The sequence below is a fragment of the Williamsia sp. z34 genome (genome assembly GCF_059553395.1).
This window is the reverse complement of sequence record NZ_JCANWW010000003.1, coordinates 290,358-310,142: the sequence shown is the minus strand read 5'-3', so window position 1 is coordinate 310,142 and position 19,785 is coordinate 290,358. Positions and strand designations below refer to the sequence as shown.

General features: G+C 62.9%; 17 protein-coding genes. 9 read left to right on the top strand and 8 right to left on the bottom strand.

The annotated features are described in order from the left end of the window. Positions 1–43 precede the first annotated feature (43 nt). From gyrA to dnaA, 7 genes are all read right to left on the bottom strand, one after another. Positions 44–2,554: a DNA gyrase subunit A gene (gene gyrA, locus AC51GT_RS10155; protein WP_496324377.1), complete on the bottom strand. Its 2,511-nt coding sequence runs from the start codon at positions 2,552–2,554 to the stop codon at positions 44–46. 45 nt (positions 2,555–2,599) lie between these two features. Continuing rightward, a complete protein-coding gene (gene gyrB / locus AC51GT_RS10150; protein ID WP_496324376.1) occupies positions 2,600–4,753 on the bottom strand; it encodes a DNA topoisomerase (ATP-hydrolyzing) subunit B in 2,154 nt (717 codons plus the stop codon). A 291-nt stretch (positions 4,754–5,044) separates the two neighbouring features. Further along, a complete protein-coding gene (locus AC51GT_RS10145; RefSeq protein WP_496328669.1) occupies positions 5,045–5,641 on the bottom strand; it encodes a DUF721 family protein in 597 nt (198 codons plus the stop codon). Next, a complete protein-coding gene (gene recF, locus AC51GT_RS10140; protein WP_496328668.1) occupies positions 5,638–6,813 on the bottom strand; it encodes a DNA replication/repair protein RecF in 1,176 nt (391 codons plus the stop codon). The genes AC51GT_RS10145 and recF overlap by 4 nt, the downstream gene beginning before the upstream one ends. Positions 6,814–6,833: 20 nt before the next feature. Then, positions 6,834–7,727 carry a phosphogluconate dehydrogenase (NAD(+)-dependent, decarboxylating) gene (gnd, locus tag AC51GT_RS10135; protein WP_496324373.1) on the bottom strand — a complete coding sequence of 298 codons (894 nt, stop codon included), beginning with the start codon at positions 7,725–7,727 and terminating at the stop codon, positions 6,834–6,836. A 155-nt stretch (positions 7,728–7,882) separates the two neighbouring features. Continuing rightward, entirely contained in the window at positions 7,883–9,052 is a 1,170-nt protein-coding gene (gene dnaN / locus AC51GT_RS10130; protein WP_496324372.1) for a DNA polymerase III subunit beta, read from the bottom strand. A gap of 656 nt (positions 9,053–9,708) precedes the next feature. Then, positions 9,709–11,325: a chromosomal replication initiator protein DnaA gene (gene dnaA / locus AC51GT_RS10125; RefSeq protein ID WP_496328667.1), complete on the bottom strand. Its 1,617-nt coding sequence runs from the start codon at positions 11,323–11,325 to the stop codon at positions 9,709–9,711. A gap of 443 nt (positions 11,326–11,768) precedes the next feature. Between dnaA and rpmH the strand changes: the two genes are divergently transcribed. The 9 genes from rpmH (at position 11,769) to AC51GT_RS10080 (ending at position 18,551) form a co-directional block, all read left to right on the top strand. After that, complete coding sequence (rpmH, locus tag AC51GT_RS10120; protein WP_495513869.1) at positions 11,769–11,912, top strand: 50S ribosomal protein L34; 144 nt, start codon at positions 11,769–11,771, stop codon at positions 11,910–11,912. A gap of 43 nt (positions 11,913–11,955) precedes the next feature. Next, positions 11,956–12,324 (top strand): ribonuclease P protein component, encoded by a 369-nt coding sequence (rnpA, locus tag AC51GT_RS10115; protein WP_496324370.1) that lies wholly within the window; start codon positions 11,956–11,958, stop codon positions 12,322–12,324. Further along, positions 12,324–12,677 carry a membrane protein insertion efficiency factor YidD gene (yidD, locus tag AC51GT_RS10110; protein ID WP_496328666.1) on the top strand — a complete coding sequence of 118 codons (354 nt, stop codon included), beginning with the start codon at positions 12,324–12,326 and terminating at the stop codon, positions 12,675–12,677. Before rnpA ends, yidD begins: the two co-directional genes overlap by 1 nt. An 18-nt stretch (positions 12,678–12,695) precedes the next feature. Then, positions 12,696–13,877 carry a membrane protein insertase YidC gene (yidC, locus tag AC51GT_RS10105; protein WP_496328665.1) on the top strand — a complete coding sequence of 394 codons (1,182 nt, stop codon included), beginning with the start codon at positions 12,696–12,698 and terminating at the stop codon, positions 13,875–13,877. 48 nt (positions 13,878–13,925) lie between these two features. Beyond that, on the top strand, positions 13,926–14,492 hold the full coding sequence (locus AC51GT_RS10100; RefSeq protein WP_496328664.1) for a Jag family protein: 567 nt from the start codon (positions 13,926–13,928) through the stop codon (positions 14,490–14,492). A gap of 298 nt (positions 14,493–14,790) precedes the next feature. Further along, positions 14,791–15,456, top strand: a complete 666-nt coding sequence (gene rsmG, locus AC51GT_RS10095) for a 16S rRNA (guanine(527)-N(7))-methyltransferase RsmG (RefSeq protein WP_496328663.1) — start codon at positions 14,791–14,793, stop codon at positions 15,454–15,456. Positions 15,457–15,467: 11 nt separating this feature from the next. Further along, positions 15,468–16,463, top strand: a complete 996-nt coding sequence (locus tag AC51GT_RS10090; RefSeq protein WP_496324623.1) for a ParA family protein — start codon at positions 15,468–15,470, stop codon at positions 16,461–16,463. A gap of 107 nt (positions 16,464–16,570) precedes the next feature. Next, positions 16,571–17,611 carry a ParB/RepB/Spo0J family partition protein gene (locus tag AC51GT_RS10085; protein ID WP_496328824.1) on the top strand — a complete coding sequence of 347 codons (1,041 nt, stop codon included), beginning with the start codon at positions 16,571–16,573 and terminating at the stop codon, positions 17,609–17,611. 220 nt (positions 17,612–17,831) lie between these two features. Next, positions 17,832–18,551 (top strand): hypothetical protein, encoded by a 720-nt coding sequence (locus AC51GT_RS10080; RefSeq protein WP_496324366.1) that lies wholly within the window; start codon positions 17,832–17,834, stop codon positions 18,549–18,551. A gap of 34 nt (positions 18,552–18,585) precedes the next feature. On the opposite strand, the gene AC51GT_RS10075 is transcribed toward AC51GT_RS10080, so the two are convergent. Further along, positions 18,586–19,764 (bottom strand): N-acetylmuramoyl-L-alanine amidase, encoded by a 1,179-nt coding sequence (locus tag AC51GT_RS10075; RefSeq protein WP_496324365.1) that lies wholly within the window; start codon positions 19,762–19,764, stop codon positions 18,586–18,588. Positions 19,765–19,785: the final 21 nt, after the last annotated feature.

The window sequence follows — 19,785 nt, the reverse complement described above, 5'->3', positions numbered from 1 at the left end:
GCGCTCGCCTGCTCCGACCGTTCGGTGCTACTGCTCTGCCGGCCTACTTCTTGCCAGCAGGCCCGGTCTGCTGCTCCACCGGTTCGTCCGGCTCGTCAGCGTTACGGGCAATAGCCAAGAGAGTAGTTCCTTCGTCGAGGTTCATCAGGCGGACGCCCTTGGTTTGGCGCCCGGCCTTGCGAACCTGGCGGGCCGCGGTGCGGATCACACCACCACCCGACGTGATCGCGTAGAGCTCGCTGTCATCGTCGACGATCAGTGCGCCGACCAAGGCACCACGACGCTTGTCGTACTGGATCGTCAACACACCCTTGCCGCCACGGCCCTGGACCGGGTAGTCGTCCATCGCGGTGCGTTTGGCATAGCCACCGGAGGTCGCCACCAGCAGATAGGTGCCCTCACGGACAACGTTCAGCGACAACAACTGGTCGTCGTCGTTGAACCGCATGCCCTGGACACCCGAGGTTTGCCTGCCCATCGGGCGAAGCGCGTCGTCGGTCGCGGAGAACCGGATCGACTGCCCCTTCTTCGAGACCAGCAGCAGATCGTCGTCGGCGCTACACAGCTGTGCTCCGACGAGTTCGTCCTCGCCGCGCAGGTTGATCGCGAAGATGCCCCCGGAACGATTCGAGTCGAAGTCGACCAGCCGGGACTTCTTGACCAGTCCGTTGACGGTTGCGAGAACCAGGTAGGGCGCATCCTCGTAGCTCTGGATCTGGATGACCTGGGCGATGCGCTCCTCCGGCTGGAAGGCCAGCAGGTTGGCGACGTGCTGTCCACGGGCCGTCCGGTTGGCCTCGGGCAGTTCATATGCCTTGGCCCGGTAGACCCGGCCCTTGGTGGTGAAGAACAGGATCCAGTCGTGCGTGGAGCACACAAAGAAGTGCCGGACGATGTCGTCCTGCTTGAGACCCGCACCCTGCACGCCCTTGCCGCCGCGCTTCTGGCTGCGGTACAGGTCGGTCTTGGTGCGCTTGGCATAGCCGGTCTCGGTGATCGTGACCACCACGTCTTCCCGGGCGATCAGATCTTCATCCGAGACATCTCCGTCTGCGGCAATGATCTTCGTGCGGCGTTCGTCGGCGAACTTCTCGACGATCTCGGCCAATTCGTCACGCACGATGGCGCGCTGGCGCTCGGGCCTGGCGAGAATGTCCTGGTAGTCGGCGATCTCGACTTCGATCTCCGCCAACTCGTCGACGATCTTCTGTCGCTCCAGGGCAGCGAGGCGGCGCAACTGCATCGCCAGGATCGCGTCGGCCTGGATCTCGTCGACGTCGAGCAGGTCGATCAACCCGGTACGGGCCAGATCAACCGTCTGCGAACGCCGGATGAGTGCGATCACTTCATCAAGTGCATCAAGGGCTTTGACCAGACCACGCAGGATGTGGGCCCGCTCTTCGGCCTTGCGCAGGCGGTACCTGGTCCGCCGGACGATGACCTCGATCTGATGGGCCACGTAGAGCCGGATCATCCTGTCCAACCGCAGGGTTCGCGGCACGCCATCGACGATGGACAGCATGTTCACACCGAAGCTGGTCTGCAGCTGACTGTGCTTGTAGAGGTTGTTCAGGACAACCTTGGCCACCGCGTCACGACGCAGGGTGACCACGATGCGCATACCCACACGATCCGAGGACTCGTCATCAATCTTGCTGATGCCCTTGAGTTTTCCTTCGTTCACCTGCTCGGCGATCGAGAGGATCATGTTGTCCGGGTTCACCTGATACGGGAGTTCGGTGATGACCAGGGTGGTCGCACCCTTGTTCTCTTCGATCTCCACGACACCGCGCATGCGCACACTGCCGCGTCCGGTGGTGTAGGCATCCCGGATACCCTGTCCGCCCACGATGAGTCCCGCGGTGGGAAAGTCCGGTCCCTTGATGGCTTCCATACACGCGGCGAGGGTGGTTTCCTCGTCGGCTTCGTAATTGTCCAGGGCCCAGAAGATGGCATTGGCAACTTCACCGAGGTTATGCGGCGGGATGTTCGTGGCCATACCGACCGCGATACCGCTCGAACCGTTGATCAGCAGATTGGGGATACGCGACGGCAATACCGTCGGTTCCTGCGTCTTGCCGTCGTAGTTCGGCGTGAAATCGACTGTCTCCTCGGTGATGTCGCGCAGCATCTCCATGGCGAGCGGCGTCAGCCGTGCTTCGGTGTAACGCATGGCGGCGGCGCCGTCGTTGCCACGCGAACCGAAGTTGCCCTGACCGTCGACCAGCGGGTAACGCATCGACCACGGCTGGGCCAGGCGGACCAGGGCGTCGTAGATCGCGGTGTCACCATGGGGGTGGTAATTACCCATCGTCTCGGCAACCGGCTTGGCCGACTTGACGTAGCTGCGGTCCGGGCGGAAGCCGGCGTCGTTCATCGCATAGAGCAGCCGGCGGTGAACCGGCTTGAGGCCGTCGCGAACCTCGGGCAGGGCGCGGCCCACGATGACGCTCATCGCGTAATCGATGTAGCTGCGCTGCATTTCCTGCTGAATGTCTACCGGTTCGATGCGGTCGCCTTCGCCACTGTCGGGCGGCAAGGTGGTGTCGGTCATCGTTTCGCTTTCGTCGTATCAGGTTGATGGGTCGGTGACGACGGGTCAGACGTCCAGGAAGCGAACGTCTTTCGCGTTGCGCGCGATGAAGCTGCGGCGCGCGACCACGTCCTCACCCATCAACACACTGAACAGCTCGTCGGCGGCTGCGGCGTCGTCGAGCGTCACCTGACGGAGGATGCGGACCGCAGGATCCATGGTCGTCTCCCACAGCTCCTTGGCATTCATCTCGCCCAGACCTTTGTAACGCTGGATACCGTCTTCTTTGTTGATCTTCTTGCCGGCCTCGGCGCCCGCCTGCAACAGTCCGTCACGTTCCCGGTCGGAATAGGCGAACTCCGGTGCGGCGCCCTTCTGCCACTTGAGCTTGTACAACGGGGGCTGGGCCAGATAGACGTGACCGTGCTCGACCAACGGCCGCATGAAACGGAACAGCAGGGTCATCAGCAACGTCGAGATGTGTTGTCCGTCAACGTCTGCGTCGGCCATCAACACGATCTTGTGGTACCGCAGCTTGGAGATGTCGAACTCATCGTGGATACCGGTGCCGAACGCCGTGATGATCGACTGGACCTCGGTGTTCTTGAGAACCCGGTCGATCCGCGCCTTCTCGACGTTGATGATCTTTCCGCGAAGCGGCAAAATCGCCTGGTACATCGAGTCGCGACCGGATTTGGCACTACCACCGGCCGAGTCGCCCTCCACGATGTAGACCTCACACTTGCTGGGATCCTTGCTACGGCAATCAGCGAGTTTGCCCGGCAGACCGCCGATGTCGGTTGCGCTCTTGCGGCGCACCAACTCTCGCGCTTTTCGGGCGGCCAGGCGGGCCTGTGCGGAGTCGAGCGCCTTCTTGATGATGATCTTGGCCTCGGCCGGATTCGCCTCGAACCAGTGTGAGAGGTGTTCGTTGCTCACCTTCTGCACAAAGCTCTTGACCTCGGTGTTACCGAGTTTGGTCTTGGTCTGACCCTCGAACTGGGGTTCGGCGACCTTCACCGAGATGACCGCGGCCAAACCCTCGCGGATGTCATCACCGGTGAGTTTGCCGTCTTTTTCTTTGACCAGCTTCTTGTCGAGCGCGTAGCGGTTGACGGTGGTTGTCAGCGCCGCGCGGAAACCCTCTTCGTGCGTACCACCCTCATGGGTGTTGATGGTGTTGGCGAAGGTGTGCACCGATTCGGCATAACCGTTGTTCCACTGCATGGCCACCTCGAGCTCGTGGCCGGGGCCTTTTGCGGTGAAGCTCACGATCGACTGGTGGACCGCCTGCTTGGTCCGGTTCAGGTGGGCCACAAAATCTTCCAGACCACCCGGGTAGTGGTAGGTGCGGGTGCGCTTCTTCTTGCTGTGGACCTCGGGCTTGCCCTCGGCATCGACGACCATGTCGTCGGCGAGCTCGGTGTTCTCTGCCTCTTCGGCCAGTTCGTCTTCGGACTTGGGTGCTTCGGCGATCTCGACATCGTCGGCATCCCCGACCGCAACGGTGGCCGGGCGCTCATCGGTCAGTGTGATGGTCAGGCCCTTGTTGAGAAAGGCCATTTCCTGCAGTCGCCGCGCGATGGTGTCGAAGTTGTAGGCGGTCGTCTCGAAGATCGAGTCATCGGCCCAGTACCGGACCAGGGTGCCGGTCTTCTTTGTGGGCGCGCCCTTGACCAGCGGCTCTGGAACTGCCTTCTTGTAGGTCTGGGACCAGTTGAAGCCGTCCCGCGCGATCTCGAGTTCGACCCTGGTCGACAGGGCGTTGACCACCGAGATACCGACACCGTGCAGACCGCCGGAGACGGCGTAGGAGTCGGAGTCGAACTTGCCACCGGCATGGAGCTGCGTCATGACGACCTCGACGGTCGGGACGCCGGTCTTGTGCATCTCCACCGGAATTCCACGGCCGTCATCAACAACCTGAACGGCGCCATCGGCCCGCAGGGTGACATCGACACGCGTGGCGTAGCCGGCCATCGCCTCATCGACAGAGTTGTCGACAACTTCCCAGATCAGATGGTGGAGTCCGCGTTCCCCGGTGGATCCGATATACATACCGGGCCGCTTCCGGACCGCCTCGAGACCCTCGAGGATGCTGATCGAGTCTGCACCGTATTCGCTGTTCCCCTTCTTTTTTGCCGGGGCTTTCTTTGCCGGTTCCGGGGTCTTCGCCGGTTCCGAGGCTGCCGGTTCTTGGGGTTCGGTGCTGTCGGCCACGAGTGCGTCCGCTCCTTACATCGCCATTGAGTCACACCACGCAGGACGCCACCCGGCAGTCACAATCTCTGCCTGTTCCGGGGGTTCTCCACGCGGCGGGTCTACCCCGGTTCGGGGCAACTCTCCACATACTACTGGGTGAGGCGACAAGAGATAGCCCTGCCGCACCCCTCACGTCTCTTCTGGCGGATTTTTTCGACGCAGACCTAGTCTGACCGACAACTTCGGGGTCCAACGTTCGTTGCGACGGCTTTCTCGCCCTTTTGCCGACATCGGACCCGGCCGGCGGTTCTATCCGTAGGTGTCCCGCGGTCCGCGACCGCGGACGTGGCGTTCACCCTTACGCCAGGACGGCGCCTGCGGACCGGTGATCCGCAGGCTGGTCACCACGTTGTCGCCCACCACCGCAGCGATCTTCGCGATGATCTGGGCCTGGACCAACCGTAATTGGGTGGCCCACGCCGTTGACTCGGCGGTCACGTGTAAAACCTTGTCCTGCAGTGCTTTCGGTTGAGCATGCGAAGAGATCTCTTCACCGACGATGCGGTCCCAGGATCCGAAGACGGTACCTTCGCTGATCTTGTCACTCCAGCCGCGGCGCCCCGCCAGACCGCCCACGAGCCGCCCGAACGGCTGCGGGTCGTACTGATCCGGGCCCGCACCGGTCCAGGTGCGACGGGCCGGGCGACGTGATCCTGGCTTGCGGGCGGCCGGCGAGGCCCGGCCCTGACCTACCGATTTCCCGGCCGCCCGGGCTGCCGCGCGGGCATCCTCGAGCGCCTTGCGGGCCATGTCGTAGCCACTCGGGCCCGGATTTTTGTTACCCGGTTCGCCTTCCTGCGGCGTGTCGGCACCACCGGTTGTTCGATTCGAATCGCTCTCGGTCATCCCTGTACCACCAACTCTGAGGTCCGAACACCTTCGGATTCGACAATGTTGACCGCGACGGTGCGGCCACCGATCTGCGCGGGGATGTCGTCGGCCACCGCTGCGGTCACCAGGACCTGTTCGGCACCTTCGGCCACCTCGACCAACTTCTCCCGGCGTTTGGCGTCGAGTTCGGCGAACACATCGTCGAGCATGAGCACCGGTTCGACCCCATCTGCCCGGACCAATTCGACCGACCCCAGCCGCAGCGAGAGCGCCATCGACCACGATTCCCCGTGACTGGCGAAGCCCTTGGCGGGTTCGTTGCCCAACATCAGATCGATGTCGTCTCGATGCGGACCGACCAGGCACACACCCCGTTCGATCTCTTTCTTACGCAGCATCGCCAGATCATTGAGCATCACCGCTTCGATGTATTCGACGTCGGCCTTCTCCCCGGCCGCCGGGATCACATTCTCCGACACCGACGAACGGTACAACAGCGATGCCGGTCGTGATTGTGGTGCGATGGTCGAATATGCCTGGCGGACATGGGGTTCGAGCTCAGCCACCAGATCGATCCGGGCCGCGGTCACCTGCGACCCGTATTCGGCGAGCTGAGCGTCCCAGACGTCGAGGGTGCTGATCACCGAATCGGCCTCACCCCCGCCACGCCGCAGTGCCGCCGACGCGGTCTTGAGCAGTGCCGCCCGTTGGCGCAGCACCCGGTCGTAGTCGGCCTTGGCCGCGGCCCATCGCGGACCGCGCCCAGCGGTCAGTTCGTCGGCAAAGCGTCGTCGCTCCCCCGGATCGCCACGGACCAGCGACAGGTCTTCGGGCGCGAACATCACGGTCCGCAGGATCCCGAGGATGTCCCGCGGACGGCGGCGCGGTGCACCGTTGATCGCCGCCTTGTTGGCCTTGGCCGCGACGATCAGCAGATCGACGGTCAGTTCACGCCCGTCGTTTTCCACGGTCGCCGACAATCTCGCCTGCTCCGCACCAGACCTGATCAACGGCGCATCGGTGCTGACCCGATGCGAGCGCAGGCCCGACAAGTAATACAGGGCCTCGAGTAGATTCGTCTTGCCGAAGCCATTCCTGCCGACGAAAAGCGTTGTTCCAGGGGTCAATTCGACGGACACCTGCTCCCAGGAACGGAAATCGTGCAGCGTCAGATTACGGACATACACCTCGTCGGATCAACTCCCGGTCATGTCGTCGACTTTTGGACCACCGAGTGTCCACCGAATTGTTGCCGCAGTGCGGACACCGCCTTGAGGGCGGGCGAGCCACCCTCTTGACGAGAGGCGAAGCGGGCGAACAGTGCAGCAGAGATCACGTTGGCCGGTACCGAATGCTTGACCGCTTCCTCGACGGTCCAGCGTCCTTCACCGGAATCGGTTGTGTAATGGGAGATTTCCGAAAGTCCCGGATCTTCCTGTAGGGCCTTCACCAACAGTTCGAGCAGCCAGGAGCGCACGACGGTGCCGTTGGTCCAGGCCCGCAGCGTTCCGGTGACATCTTCGATCAGTGGTTCGGCGTCGAGGATTTCGTAGCCCTCACCATAGGCGTGCATCAGTCCGTATTCGATTCCGTTGTGCACCATCTTGGCGTAGTGACCTGCGCCGACCGGGCCGGCGTGGACGAATCCATCGGCGCGTTCGCCCGGCGGGCGCAGGGCGTCGAAGATCGGCATCGCCCGCTCGACGTCGTCCTTGGCGCCGCCGCACATCAATCCGTAACCGTTTTCCAGGCCCCACACACCGCCGGACACACCACAGTCGATGTAATTGATTCCGTTGGCCGCCAACAGTTCTGCGTTCACGGCATCATCGGTGTATTTCGAGTTCCCACCGTCGATGACCAGATCTCCGGGGGACAGGGTGTCGGCGAGCACACGTACGGTCGATCGGGTGGCCTCACCCGAGGGCACCATCACCCAGACGATCCGCGGCGTGGCAAGCGCGCTTGCGAGCTCGGCGAGCGAGGTCACATCCGTCACGTCCGGTCTCGGATCGTAACCCACCACCTCGATGCCGGCGTCCCGGAGCCGGGTGCGCATGAAGCCACCCATTTTTCCCAGTCCCACCAAACCCAATTGCATGGTCGTCCCCATCTTCGTGCCGATCACGGTGCTCGCAGTCAATCCCGGTCGGGGGGACGTCGAGGTCTCACCCGACCCTCCGGCGCCTCCCTCATTCTCATCGAGACCGATCAGATATGCGCAGCTCGCCGCCCGGGCACCGCAGGTCAGGCAACTCAGCCGGGCAGACGAACCGGCATCAGCAGATAGGTGTACTCACTGTTCGGTGCAGCGTAGGCACCGTTGCCGTCAGGAGACGGCTCATTTTCGGACCCCGGACGCAGCACGGCAGGCCGTGAGGGGGTGGTGAATCCGAAGTCGACCGATGACGAGTGCAGCGAACTCAGCCCATCGAGCAGATATCCCGGATTGAAGGCGATGGTCAGCGGTTCGCCGTAGAACTTCACGTCGACCTGCTCCTCGGCGCGGCCGGCATCATCGCCGCCGGCGGTCAGCAGCACGGAATCCTCACCGAACTCCAGACGCACCTGGGCGCCACGCTCAGCGACCAGGGCGACACGTTTGATGGCCTCGGTGAGCGGCGCGATCTCGATCGAGGCCACGGAGGTGTGGGTGGCCGGGAGCAACTGCCGGAACTTGGGGAACTCGGCATCGAGCAGACGGGTGGTGGTCCGGCGGCCGGAACCGACGATGCCCAGAAGCCCATCGGCGCCGATGCTGCCACCGGAACCGAACGCCAGTCCGACAGCCGAGCTGCCGTCGGCACCCGCAGTTTTTGCCGCTTCCGACAAGGTTTTGGCCGGGACGAGGACCGCGGAGGTCGTGTCGGGCACCTCAGGGGTCCAGGTGAGCTCGCGAACGGCCAGCCGGAACCGGTCGGTCGCGGCCAGGACCACGGTGGTGCCATCGATCTCGAGCCGGATTCCGGTGAGCATCGGCAAGGTGTCGTCGCGCCCGGCTGCGATGGCAACCTGCGTGATCGCCTCGGAGAACACATCGGCCGGGATGGAGCCGGTTTTGTCAGGAACATCAGGGAGCTGGGGGTAGTCCTCGACCGGCATGGTGGGCAGCGAGAACTTCGCACTGCCGCAGACGATGGCTACGCGGGTGCCGTCGAGCTGGACATCGACGGGCTTGGCAGGCAGGGCGCGGGTGATATCGGCCAGCAACTTGCCCGAGACCAGGACCTGACCCTCATCAGCAACTTCTGCCGACACGTTGACCTGCGCAGACACCTCGAAATCGAATCCCGATACGGACAAACCCGCATCTGTGACCGTCAGCAGGACGCCACCGAGCACCGGTACCGGCGGTCGGCTGGGCAGACTGCGCGCAACCCACGCGACCGAATCTGCAAACTCGTCACGAGTCACCCGAAACTTCATAGTCTCCAGCTTGCCCTTCTTGATTGAACTTTCCGATGCGCAACAGATTGCCTGCGGACGCAGAACATCTGACGAGCGCAGGCGTCAGGGTCTCCACTCTAGGGCCGATCCCAAGTATTCGGTGCCGATGGGGGTGCCCAGTGCCATCGAACGGTCGATCGCCGGGAGCGTGTGTGGAGCAACTTGTGCACAGCCCCACTTTTAAAGAGATTTGTTGATGGATAAATTCGTAGTAGTAGTAGGCACTGTGAATTTGTGGACAGCTACCAAATTTGCCAGGTAGGACCCCCTGAGGGGTTGGTAGCGAATTCTTGGCCATTCGTGGAACAACATGGCCGGCATGTGAACAGTCCTCGGTGTTTGCCGGAACGTTCAGTGTTTATCCACAGAAAATCGGAGTTATCCACTGAGTTGTACACAGGCTCGCGGCGCCGAGGTCGCCCTCTTTTTGTGAGATCACACGATCGGCGAAGTCTCGATGTGAGGTTGAGAGTGGCTTCGGTCCGAGCTGATCTGGGGCCGACGAACAGCTTCGGCGGGCAGCTCTGGATGTGGTTTCGGCCGGCGTTGGCACAGCGCCACGCAGGCAATGACAAAACAGCGGGCGGCCATCAGGCCGCCCGCTGTGGGGGGGTTCTATCGGTGGTGCTGCGCCGCTAGCGGCGTGAGCGCTGCTTGATCCGTGCGGTCAGTTCCTGGACCTGGTCGTAGACGCGTCTACGCTCGGCCATTTCCTTACGGATCTTCTTGTCGGCGTACATCACCGTCGTGTGGTCACGATCGAACGTCTCACCGATCTTCGGCAAGGAGAGGTCCGTGAGTTCCCGACACAGGTACATGGCGATCTGGCGGGCCTGTGCGATTGATCGGGTCTTACCCGGCCCACGCAGTTCCTCGATGCTGATGTCGAAGTACTCGGCGTTGACGGCCAGGATCGTCGCTGCGGTGATCTCCAGGCTTGCCGAGTCCGGGAGCAGGGCCTGGAGCACCACGTCGGCGAGCGCGGTGTCGAGCTCGGAGTGGTTCAGCGACGCGAACGCGGTCACGCGGATGAGCGCACCTTCGAGTTCGCGGATGTTCCGCTCGATCTTCGACGCGATCAGCTCGAGCACATCGTCGGGTACCCGGATCTGATCCATCTGCGCCTTCTTGCGCAAAATGGCGATGCGGGTCTCGAGCTCCGGCGGCTGGACATCGGTGATCAGACCCCATTCGAAGCGGGTACGAAGCCGATCCTCAAGCGTTGCAAGCTGTTTGGGAGGACGATCGGACGAGACGACAATCTGTTTGTTCGCGTTGTGAAGGGTATTGAAGGTGTGGAAGAACTCTTCCTGGATACCTTCTTTGCCCTCCAGGAACTGGATGTCGTCGACGAGGAGCACGTCCATGTCGCGGTACCGGCGCTTGAAAGCCACCCGGCGGTCATCACGGAGCGAGTTGATGAAGTCGTTGGTGAACTCTTCGGTGGAGACGTACTTCACCCGCATTCCGGGGAACAGTCGCTGCGCGTAGTGACCGGCCGCGTGGAGCAGGTGGGTCTTGCCCAGTCCTGACTCACCCCAGATGAAGAGCGGGTTGTATGCACGTGCCGGCGCTTCGGCGATGGCCACGGCCGCGGCATGGGCAAAACGGTTCGAGGCACCGATCACAAAGGTGTCGAAGGTGTACTTCGAGTTCAGGCTCGAGTCGCCACTCGAATCCGACTTCGACGATGCCGCGGAGAAGTATCCGGACCACTCGGCGGCCCCGGTGCGACCGAGATCACGGTCGCGGGAGGCGAAGGTCTCGGGCGGCAGCGGCGGAACGGAATGCAGGTATCGGCTGTCACCCTCTTCCGGGCGCGCGACTCCGGGGCCGGCGGGGTCGGTCGGCACCTGGCCCGGTCCGGGCCCGACTGCCGGTTGCCCGACAGGAGCTTTTTTGTTCTCGGCCCGCTCCGATTTCGCCCGATCTGCCTCGTACGGATCGAAGAGTGTGTCGGCGGCGGCGATCGGATCGATCCGCACACCGAGATCGACCGAATAGCCCAGATGCCGGCTCAGCGCGGTGACGATCGGTTCACGGAGTCCGCGTTCGATCTGTTCCTGCACACGCTGGGTGGGAACGGTCAGCAGTGCGAAGCCCTCGGCAAGCGTCAGCGGGCGGACGAGTGAGAGCCAGGCCTTCTGCTGTTTTGAGAGTGGAAGTCGGTTCCCGGTGCTGTCATCGTTGAGCTCGGTTACGACTTTGTTCCAGATCACTGTGAAAGAATCGTGATCGGAATCGGCTGGCATGGTCATCCCTCCTGGTGGGTTCGTCACCTATTGTCCACACCGTTATCCACAGGTGTGGAACAACAGCGAGACAACAGCGAACCCCAGATGGGTGATCGCGATTCCGCCCCGGGTGGATAGCTTCGGTGAAGTTAACAGACATTGGTCAGGGGTCACAACCGAAAACCACATGTTGCAGGTAAAGGCAAGAATCCGATGCCGTGAGGCGTGTCGATGGTCGATGTCGCAGGTCGGGGGCGGTTCGTACTTTCAGCGGCGGGTTTGACCCGCCCGCCCGTCGTCAGTAGTCTCGAACGGTCGCCAAACGTCGATTCCGGCCGCGGTGAGTAAACCTGTACAAAGGTTGCTCAGCATCCGATGCTTCGAGGTAGCGAACAGACCACCGATTAACAAGCTGGGCTCAAATTGTGTAAGCGAGCCCATCACCATGAGGAGATTTGGCCGTGGCCAAGGGCAAGCGGACTTTCCAACCGAACAACCGTCGTCGTTCACGTGTGCATGGCTTCCGCCTGCGCATGCGGACCCGCGCTGGACGCGCGATCGTCAACGCACGTCGTGGCAAGGGACGCTCGAGCTTGACGGCCTGAGTCGGCACGGCACCGCAGCCCGCGTAGCAGGCCGCAGCAACTCGTGTTGGCTCCGCCCAACCGGATCACCCGGCGATCGGACTTCACCCGCACTCTGAAAAATGGGGTGCGGGTTGGTCGGCGTGATGTGGTTGCGCATGTCTACAGGCCGTCGCACCCGGACTTTGTCACCACCGGCGGACCACGGATCGGATTGATCGTGGGCAAGTCGGTGGGCAATTCCGTGACCCGCCACGCGGTGTCACGCCGGCTGCGTGCGGCCTCTCGGCCGTTGCTTGCCCAGTGTGAGCCGTCCACAATGGTGGTTGTCCGGGCGTTGCCCGGCAGTGCCACCTGTTCGGAGTCAGAGTTGGAACAGCAACTTGTCGGTGCATTGAGCAAGGCGCAACGCCGCATCGAATCGACGGCGTGATGAGCTCGGTAGCGGGTCTTCGTCACGCGGTGGCGATGTGGCCGCGCCGGGCTGTCATCTTCTTGATCGAGCTCTACCGCACGTGGGTCTCCCCCATGCGGCTACCGACCTGCCGTTTTGAACCCAGCTGCAGTACCTACGCCGTCGAGGCACTGACCGAATTCGGATTCTTCCGAGGCGGGCTGTTGTCCATCGTGCGGCTCGCCAAATGTGGACCCTGGCACAAACCGGGCTACGACCCGATCCCCGAGCGCCGCTGTCGGCGCCAGGCTGAACCCGATGATTATGCGACATCGGGCAGCCCGCGGGATCCGGCTCAAACTTCTTCGGCTGCAGAGCCGATTGTGTTGTAACAGTGAGGAACTGACGACGTGCTCGATTTCATTTACTGGCCGGTTTCGGCGATCATGTGGGTATGGCATTGGCTGTTCAGCAAAGTCCTGCCGGATAGCTCGGGCTGGGACGGAATTGCCTGGGCACTGTCCGTCATCTTCCTGGTCTTCACTCTCCGCGCGATTCTGTACAAGCCGTTTGTGAAGCAGATCCGCACCACGCGGAAGATGCAAGAGATCCAGCCGCAGATGCAGGCGATCCGCAAGAAGTACGGCAAGGACCGGGTCAAGATGACCGAGGAGATGCAGAAGCTCCAGAAGGAGCACGGGTTCAACCCACTCCTCGGCTGCCTGCCGATGCTCGCGCAGATCCCGGTGTTCATCGGTCTGTTCCACGTGCTGCGGTCGTTCAACCGGATGGGTACCGGTTTCGGTCAGCTCGGCATGACGGCCGAAGAGACCCGGAACACCTCCAACTACATCTTCAGTCCTGAGCTCGTTCAGAACTTCCTCGACGCCCGGTTGTTCGGTGTGCCCCTGTCGGCAGCGATCAGCCAGCCGGAAACGGAATGGGTGGCATTCAGCCCTACCGGCGTCGTCGACTTCACCCGCGCGAACATCATCTGGCTGGTGATCCCGCTGGTGATCGTCTCCTCCATCGCGACGCACATGAACTCGCGGGCCTCGGTGGCTCGTCAGAGCGAAGCGGCCCTGGAGAACCCGCAGACGCGGATCATGAACAACCTCGCGCTTTACGTCTTCCCCCTGGGCATCCTGGTGTCCGGTGCCTTCTTCCCCGTCGCGATCCTCCTGTACTGGGTCTCGAACAACCTCTGGACCTACGGTCAGCAGCACCTCGTCTTCGGTCGTATCGAGAAAGAAGAAGAAGAAGAGAAGGCTGCAAAGCTGGAGAAGCGCTCACAGAATGCCCCCAAGCCAGGCGCCAAGCCGGGTGTGTCCGGCAAGCCGAAGCCGGGTGCAAAGCCGGTCAAGGGCAAGGCCGTCGACACCACGAAGGCCGATGCTGTCGATCTGTCCAAGGGGAAGTCAGACGCCGACGCCGCCGCAGCCGACGGCACGACCGGGTCCAAGGATTCCCCGGTGGTGAAGCAGACCCAGGACAAGTCCAAGGCCGCTGGCTCCCCCGCTTCGAATAATGCGAAGAAGCCTGCCGGTGGACGCCCGAGCGGCAACCAGCCACGACGTAAGAAAAGGCGCTGACACGATGCGCGGTCAGCTCCCCGGAACAGTACAAAGCGAGGTAATGCGATGAGTGCAGAGGCCAAAGACGTCGCTGTCGAAGACGTGAACGAAGAGACTACGGCCGACGACACCGCTGCCGAGTTGGCGTCGGATGAGCCGGAGATGTCCGACGAGGAGCGGTTGGTAGAAGAAGGCGAGATCGCCGGCGACTACCTCGAGCAACTGCTCGACGTCCTCGACTTCGACGGAGACATCGATCTCGACGTCGACGGAGATCGTGCAATCGTCAGCATCGACGGTGGCTCCGATCTCGGGAAGCTGGTCGGCAAGAACGGTGAGATCCTCGATGCACTCCAGGAGCTGACGCGGCTGGCGGTGCAGCGCACCACCGGAGATCGCAGTCGGCTCATGCTGGACGTGGCACGGTGGCGTGCCGATCGTCGGGAGCGGTTGGCCAAGCTGGGTACCGAGGTCGCCGAGCGCGTCCTCGAGAATGGTGAGCGCGAGACGCTGGATCCGATGTCCCCCTTCGAGCGCAAGATCGTCCACGACGCGGTCGCCGCTGTCGAGGGTGTGTACTCCGAGAGCGAAGGCACCGAGCCCAACCGCCGTGTTGTAGTCCTCAAGTCCTGATCTTCCAGTGTTCGACTGCAATGGGCCCCGGCGGTTTCGCCGGGGCCCATTGCGTTGTTGATACTTGGTGTTGGGTGGACGGAAGTGCTCGCGCCGTCTCGGTGTTCGGCGGCTGGGCGACAGGACCGGAATGGTCCCGCTCTCCCCCACTGTTCACTGTGCCGACCATCGCTCCCCGGGCGATGGTCGGGAGACTTTAGACTCGAACCATTAGTTACACCGATGTAGTTTGCTTGTCCGCGGTTCGGTGCTCCGCACCAGAACGCGGTGATGTTTCACGTGAAACGGAGGATGAACGTTGTCAGCAGAGTTCGAGGGTCCCGAGGGTGAGAAGACACTGGCGGCCGCCCGGGCAGTGTTCGGTGAGCGGTTGCCGCTCGCGGAACGGTATTGGTCGAGTCTGGCCGGCGCGGGAGTCGAGCGAGGGCTGATCGGACCGCGGGAAGTGGACCGCCTCTGGATACGTCACGTGTTGAATTGCGCCGTGATGGGAGACCTCCTCGCCGACGGCGAGAATGTGGTCGATATCGGCAGCGGAGCCGGACTGCCCGGCATCGCCGTGGCCATCGCGAAGCCGTCCGTGCGGATGACGTTGGTGGAGCCCCTCTTGCGCCGAGCGACCTTCCTGGAAGAAGTCGTCGCGGAGCTCGGGCTCGATGTGCGCGTTGTCCGTGGGCGGGCCGAGGAGAAGGAAGTCAAGAAGACAGTCGGCGGTGCCGATGTCGTGACGTCGCGTGCGGTCGCCCCACTGGACCGCTTGGCCAAGTGGTGTGTTCCCCTACTGCGGCCCGGGGGCCGGCTGCTGGCGATCAAAGGATCGTCCGCTGCGGACGAGATCTCTGAGCATCAGGGAACGCTGGGCCGGATTGGACTGTCGAACCTTCATGTTGAAACGTGCGGTTCTGAGATACTCGAAACGCCGACAACAGTCGTTGTTGCCACTCGAATTGGTGGACGTCGGTGACAGAGCGCAGAATGTTCGGTAGGCGTAGCCGAAGGAGCGAAAGCGTGTCCAATGAACCGTATGTTTCACGTGAAACAGTTTCACGTGAAACCACCGGATATGAGGCCAGACCCCAAACCCATTACGACACCCCTATCGCTGCGGCGGCAGAGCGTGCGAGCCGGGTGCTGACCCCGGGAGGGTCGGGTTCACTCCCCCGCCCCCCGCGCACCCGGATCATGACAATCGCCAATCAGAAGGGCGGCGTCGGCAAGACCACCACGGCGGTCAACCTTGCCGCCGCACTGGCCGTACATCAGCTTCGGGTTCTGGTGATAGACCTGGACCCCCAGGGCAACGCGAGCACAGCGCTGGGTGTGGATCACCGTTCCGGCGTTCCGTCGGTCTACGAACTCTTGATCGGCGAGGTCGCGTTCGCTGACACGATCGTCCAGAGCTCGTCTTACGAGAACCTCTTCTGTGTCCCGGCGACGTTGGATCTGGCAGGCGCGGAGATCGAGCTGGTCTCGATGGTGGCGCGGGAGAACCGTCTACGCAACGCACTCGACCGGGAGACCCTCGATCGGTATGACTTCGACTTCATCCTCATCGATTGCCCGCCGTCACTGGGCTTGCTGACCATCAACGCGATGGTGGCTGCCCAAGAGGTGTTGATCCCGATCCAGTGTGAGTACTACGCGCTCGAGGGCGTGAGCCAATTGCTCTCGAACATCAACCTGGTGCAGGCCCACCTCAACCCCGCACTGCACGTGTCGACCGTTGTTCTGACGATGTATGACGGCCGGACAAAACTCGCCGACCAGGTCGCTGAGAGCGTCCGCGCGCACTTCGGTGACCGAGTCCTCAACACGATCATTCCGCGCAGCGTGAAGGTCTCTGAGGCCCCGGGATACGGCAGCACAATCATTGAGTACGACCCGGGTTCACGTGGAGCGATGAGCTACCTGGACGCCGGTCGTGAATTGGCAATGCGATCCGTTCAAGATGATGTGGAGGGCCGGCAGTGACCGACGACAAGAACTCTTCGAAAGCGACTCCTACGAAAGCCCCGGGAGCAGGCAAGCCGGCGAAGGCAGCGCCCCGCAAGGGCGGTCTCGGACGTGGTCTCGCCGCGTTGATCCCCACCGGTCCTGCCGACGGTGGCCCGAAGATGGGTTCAGCTGCCACCGACGTCATGTTCGGCAGCGGCCGCACCGCGCCGACATCGAGCACTGCTGACGCCCCCGACACCATCGTGGACGGCGGTAGCACGGGCAAACCGGCGAAGGCAACGGACACCAACTCCGCGAGTGCGCCGGTGCCCACTCCCCCATCCATCACCGACCCGGCCGGGATCGATGACGTCGGTGCGATCTACCAGGAGATCGAACCGGGTCGCATCCAGCCCAACCCGCAGCAGCCCCGTACGGCGTTCGACGAAGAGGCGCTGGCCGAACTCGTCCACTCCATCCGCGAGTTCGGGCTCATGCAGCCGATCGTGGTGCGTCGCCTGGCGGAGCCGGAGGGCACCGCCGAGTACCAACTCGTCATGGGTGAGCGCCGCTGGCGAGCGAGCCAGGAAGCCGGTCTGGAGAAGATCCCGGCGATCATCCGGGAGACCGCCGACGGCGACATGCTGCGTGATGCGCTGCTGGAGAACATCCACCGCGTGCAACTGAATCCTCTGGAAGAGGCGGCGGCCTATCAACAATTACTCGAAGAGTTCGGTGTCACCCACGATGAACTGGCGAGCCGGTTGGGCCGTTCACGCCCCGTGATCACCAACATGATCCGGCTGCTCCGTCTCCCCATCCCGGTCCAGCGCCGGGTTGCCGCAGGTGTCCTGTCGGCAGGTCACGCCCGCGCACTGCTCTCCCTCGAGGCCGGCGCAGACGCGCAGGAAGTCCTCGCAGCCCGGATTGTCGCCGAGGGCATGTCGGTGCGTGCCACCGAAGAAGCGGTGACATTGGCCAACCGGGACGACGGCAAGACGACACCTGCCGCGAAGCGCAAGCCGATCCAGATGCCCGGCTTGCAGGACGTGGCCGAGCGGCTGTCGGACAAACTCGACACCCGCGTGACGGTCGCAATGGGCAAGCGCAAGGGCAAGATCACGGTCGAATTCGGATCGGTGGGCGACCTCGAGCGGCTGGTGGACATCATCGCGCAAGGGTAGAAAATTCACCCCGAAATCCCAGGTACCGGTGGGTGCAGGTGAAACGTCACTGTGACAACAATGTGTAGAAGCTGCGGATTTTTGACCCAAAGGTCCTTTTACACAACGGCATTGGCGTTCACCCTCGCTCGTTGCGACTCCGATTCCCTCATCGCATATGCTGAGATGTGTTCTTCGGAGAAATTGGTCCAATCAGGTGTGTTCAGGAGGCGGCGGGTCCGTGTCGGTAACGATAACGCCGCTCACCATGGACGGGTTCGAGACACTGCCCGTACACGGTCGGCGCTGTGTGTTCTGGGAGATGGAGCCAGACCTGATCCCCGACATGGTGGGCGGAGCACCATTCGAGAGCGAGTTCGACAAAGAGGCATGGGTCTCCATGCTCCTGCTCGAGTGGGGCACGTGCGCACAGGTTGCGGTCAATAGCCAGACCGGCAAAGTTGTCGGGGCCGCGTTCTACGGTCCCCCGCGCAGTGTCCCCCGCGCGACCCTCTTCCCCACTTCCCCGGTATCTGCGGATGCGGTGATCCTCTCATCGATGTGGGTGGATCCCGGCCACGACAATGCCGCCGAGGATCTGGTGCGGGCGGTGGTCGTCGATCTCACCCGCCGTGGAGTCCGTGCCATCGAGGCATTCGGGATCGTGCGGTCGGAGCGAGCCGACCTGAGTGCCGAACAGGGTGACGGCGAGATCGTCGGTGACGAAACCATTTGTCCTCGCTGCATGATCGACGCGGAGTTCCTCAAAGAATCCGGTTTCGACGTGGTGTCGGCGCACCACCGCTTTCCGCGGCTGCGACTGGAACTGGATACCGACCTCGGCTGGAAGGCCGGCGTCGAGAGCGCGCTCGAGAAGTTGGTTGTGATGGCCGCCATCGATGTGGCCGGTCGAGAACGAACTGCTGTGACCGTCGGACAACGCAACACGCCACAGCCCTGATGAGGCTCGGGTATCCCCCGAGCCGGCAGGCGTTCTAGCGCGGAATCTGTTCGGAGGCCAGCAATCCGGCGAATGTGTACGTGCCGGTGGGCTGGTCGTCCCGCTCCAGTAGATATAGGCGCTTGACGGCGACGAGAATCGCCTCGGCGATCGTGTCACGTACCTCTGGCTTGCTCAGCTCGGTGGCGTCGTGGCGATTGCTGATGTAACCGATGTCCAGCTGGACCGCAGGCATCCGGCTGCGCCGCAAGATGTCCCACGTGCGCTCATGCGAACGGCAGTCTCGCAGTTCGGTTCTGGCGACGATCTCGCGCTGGATGAAGCCCGACAGCGATCGGCCGATCGTCGACGTCGATCCGTGGGAGGTTCCGAAGTGGAAGCACGCCACACCACTGGCGCTACTGTTCGGGTAGTGGGCACAGCGCAGTGCGATGAGTAGGTCGCCGCCGATGGAATTCGCGATCTCGGCGCGTTCCTTGTCGGTCGGGTTCTGATCCTCGGAATGCGACAGGAAGGTCTCCATGCCGGCGGCGATCATCCGACCTTCGAGACGGCGTGCGAGATCCCAGAGGATTTCGGCTTCGAGAGCCGATTCAGCCGGATCGGCACCGGGATGGTCACCACCGGAACCGGGATCGATGACAATGCGTTTGCCTGACAACTGCGGCCCGAGACGACGGACGTGTTCTTCTTCGCGAATCGCGTGCGGGGATCCGCCGGTGACGCGGGTTCCGAGCAGCTCCAGGGACCGCAGCGTGGCCGGACCGCAGATGCCGTCGGCGCTCAGCCCGAACTCGCTCTGGTAATTGCACAACGCGGTATAGGTGTCGCCGCCGAAGTGGCCGTCGACCAGACCGGTGTAGTAACCGAGGTTCTGCAGCCGGGATTGCAGCGTTGCGACGTCGTCGCCGTGCATGGGCGCCGAGAGCTGATAGAACAGCACGCGCGCACCGAGACGGTAAGAGGCCTCATGAAGCGCTCCGAAGGTGGCCGGACCGACAACACCGTCGACAAGCAGTCCACGCTGTTGCTGAAACGCACGAACGGCCTGGTCGGTCTCGGCGTCGAAGACTGCTTCGGGTGGCGCCCAGCCGTTGCTATCGGTAGCCCTTCCCAGCAAGGGAACGGTGTCGGCCAGCAGACCCTGATTCGTCAGGATTGCCCGTATTTCGGCGACAGCGGATCCGTGATCCCCCAACCGGAACAACGGCATCTGAGTGGCCTTCCTTCTAAC

Bases quoted from the DNA above. Each gene is read 5' to 3' on its own strand.
- AC51GT_RS10075 (WP_496324365.1), bottom strand. From the start codon at position 19,764: ATGCCGTTGTTCCGGTTGGGGGATCACGGATCCGCTGTCGCCGAAATA.
- dnaN (WP_496324372.1), bottom strand. From the start codon at position 9,052: ATGAAGTTTCGGGTGACTCGTGACGAGTTTGCAGATTCGGTCGCGTGG.
- AC51GT_RS10100 (WP_496328664.1), top strand. From the start codon at position 13,926: ATGAGTGCAGAGGCCAAAGACGTCGCTGTCGAAGACGTGAACGAAGAG.
- AC51GT_RS10145 (WP_496328669.1), bottom strand. From the start codon at position 5,641: ATGACCGAGAGCGATTCGAATCGAACAACCGGTGGTGCCGACACGCCG.
- gyrA (WP_496324377.1), bottom strand. From the start codon at position 2,554: ATGACCGACACCACCTTGCCGCCCGACAGTGGCGAAGGCGACCGCATC.
- gnd (WP_496324373.1), bottom strand. From the start codon at position 7,727: ATGCAATTGGGTTTGGTGGGACTGGGAAAAATGGGTGGCTTCATGCGC.
- yidD (WP_496328666.1), top strand. From the start codon at position 12,324: ATGAGCTCGGTAGCGGGTCTTCGTCACGCGGTGGCGATGTGGCCGCGC.
- dnaA (WP_496328667.1), bottom strand. From the start codon at position 11,325: ATGCCAGCCGATTCCGATCACGATTCTTTCACAGTGATCTGGAACAAA.
- AC51GT_RS10090 (WP_496324623.1), top strand. From the start codon at position 15,468: ATGTTCGGTAGGCGTAGCCGAAGGAGCGAAAGCGTGTCCAATGAACCG.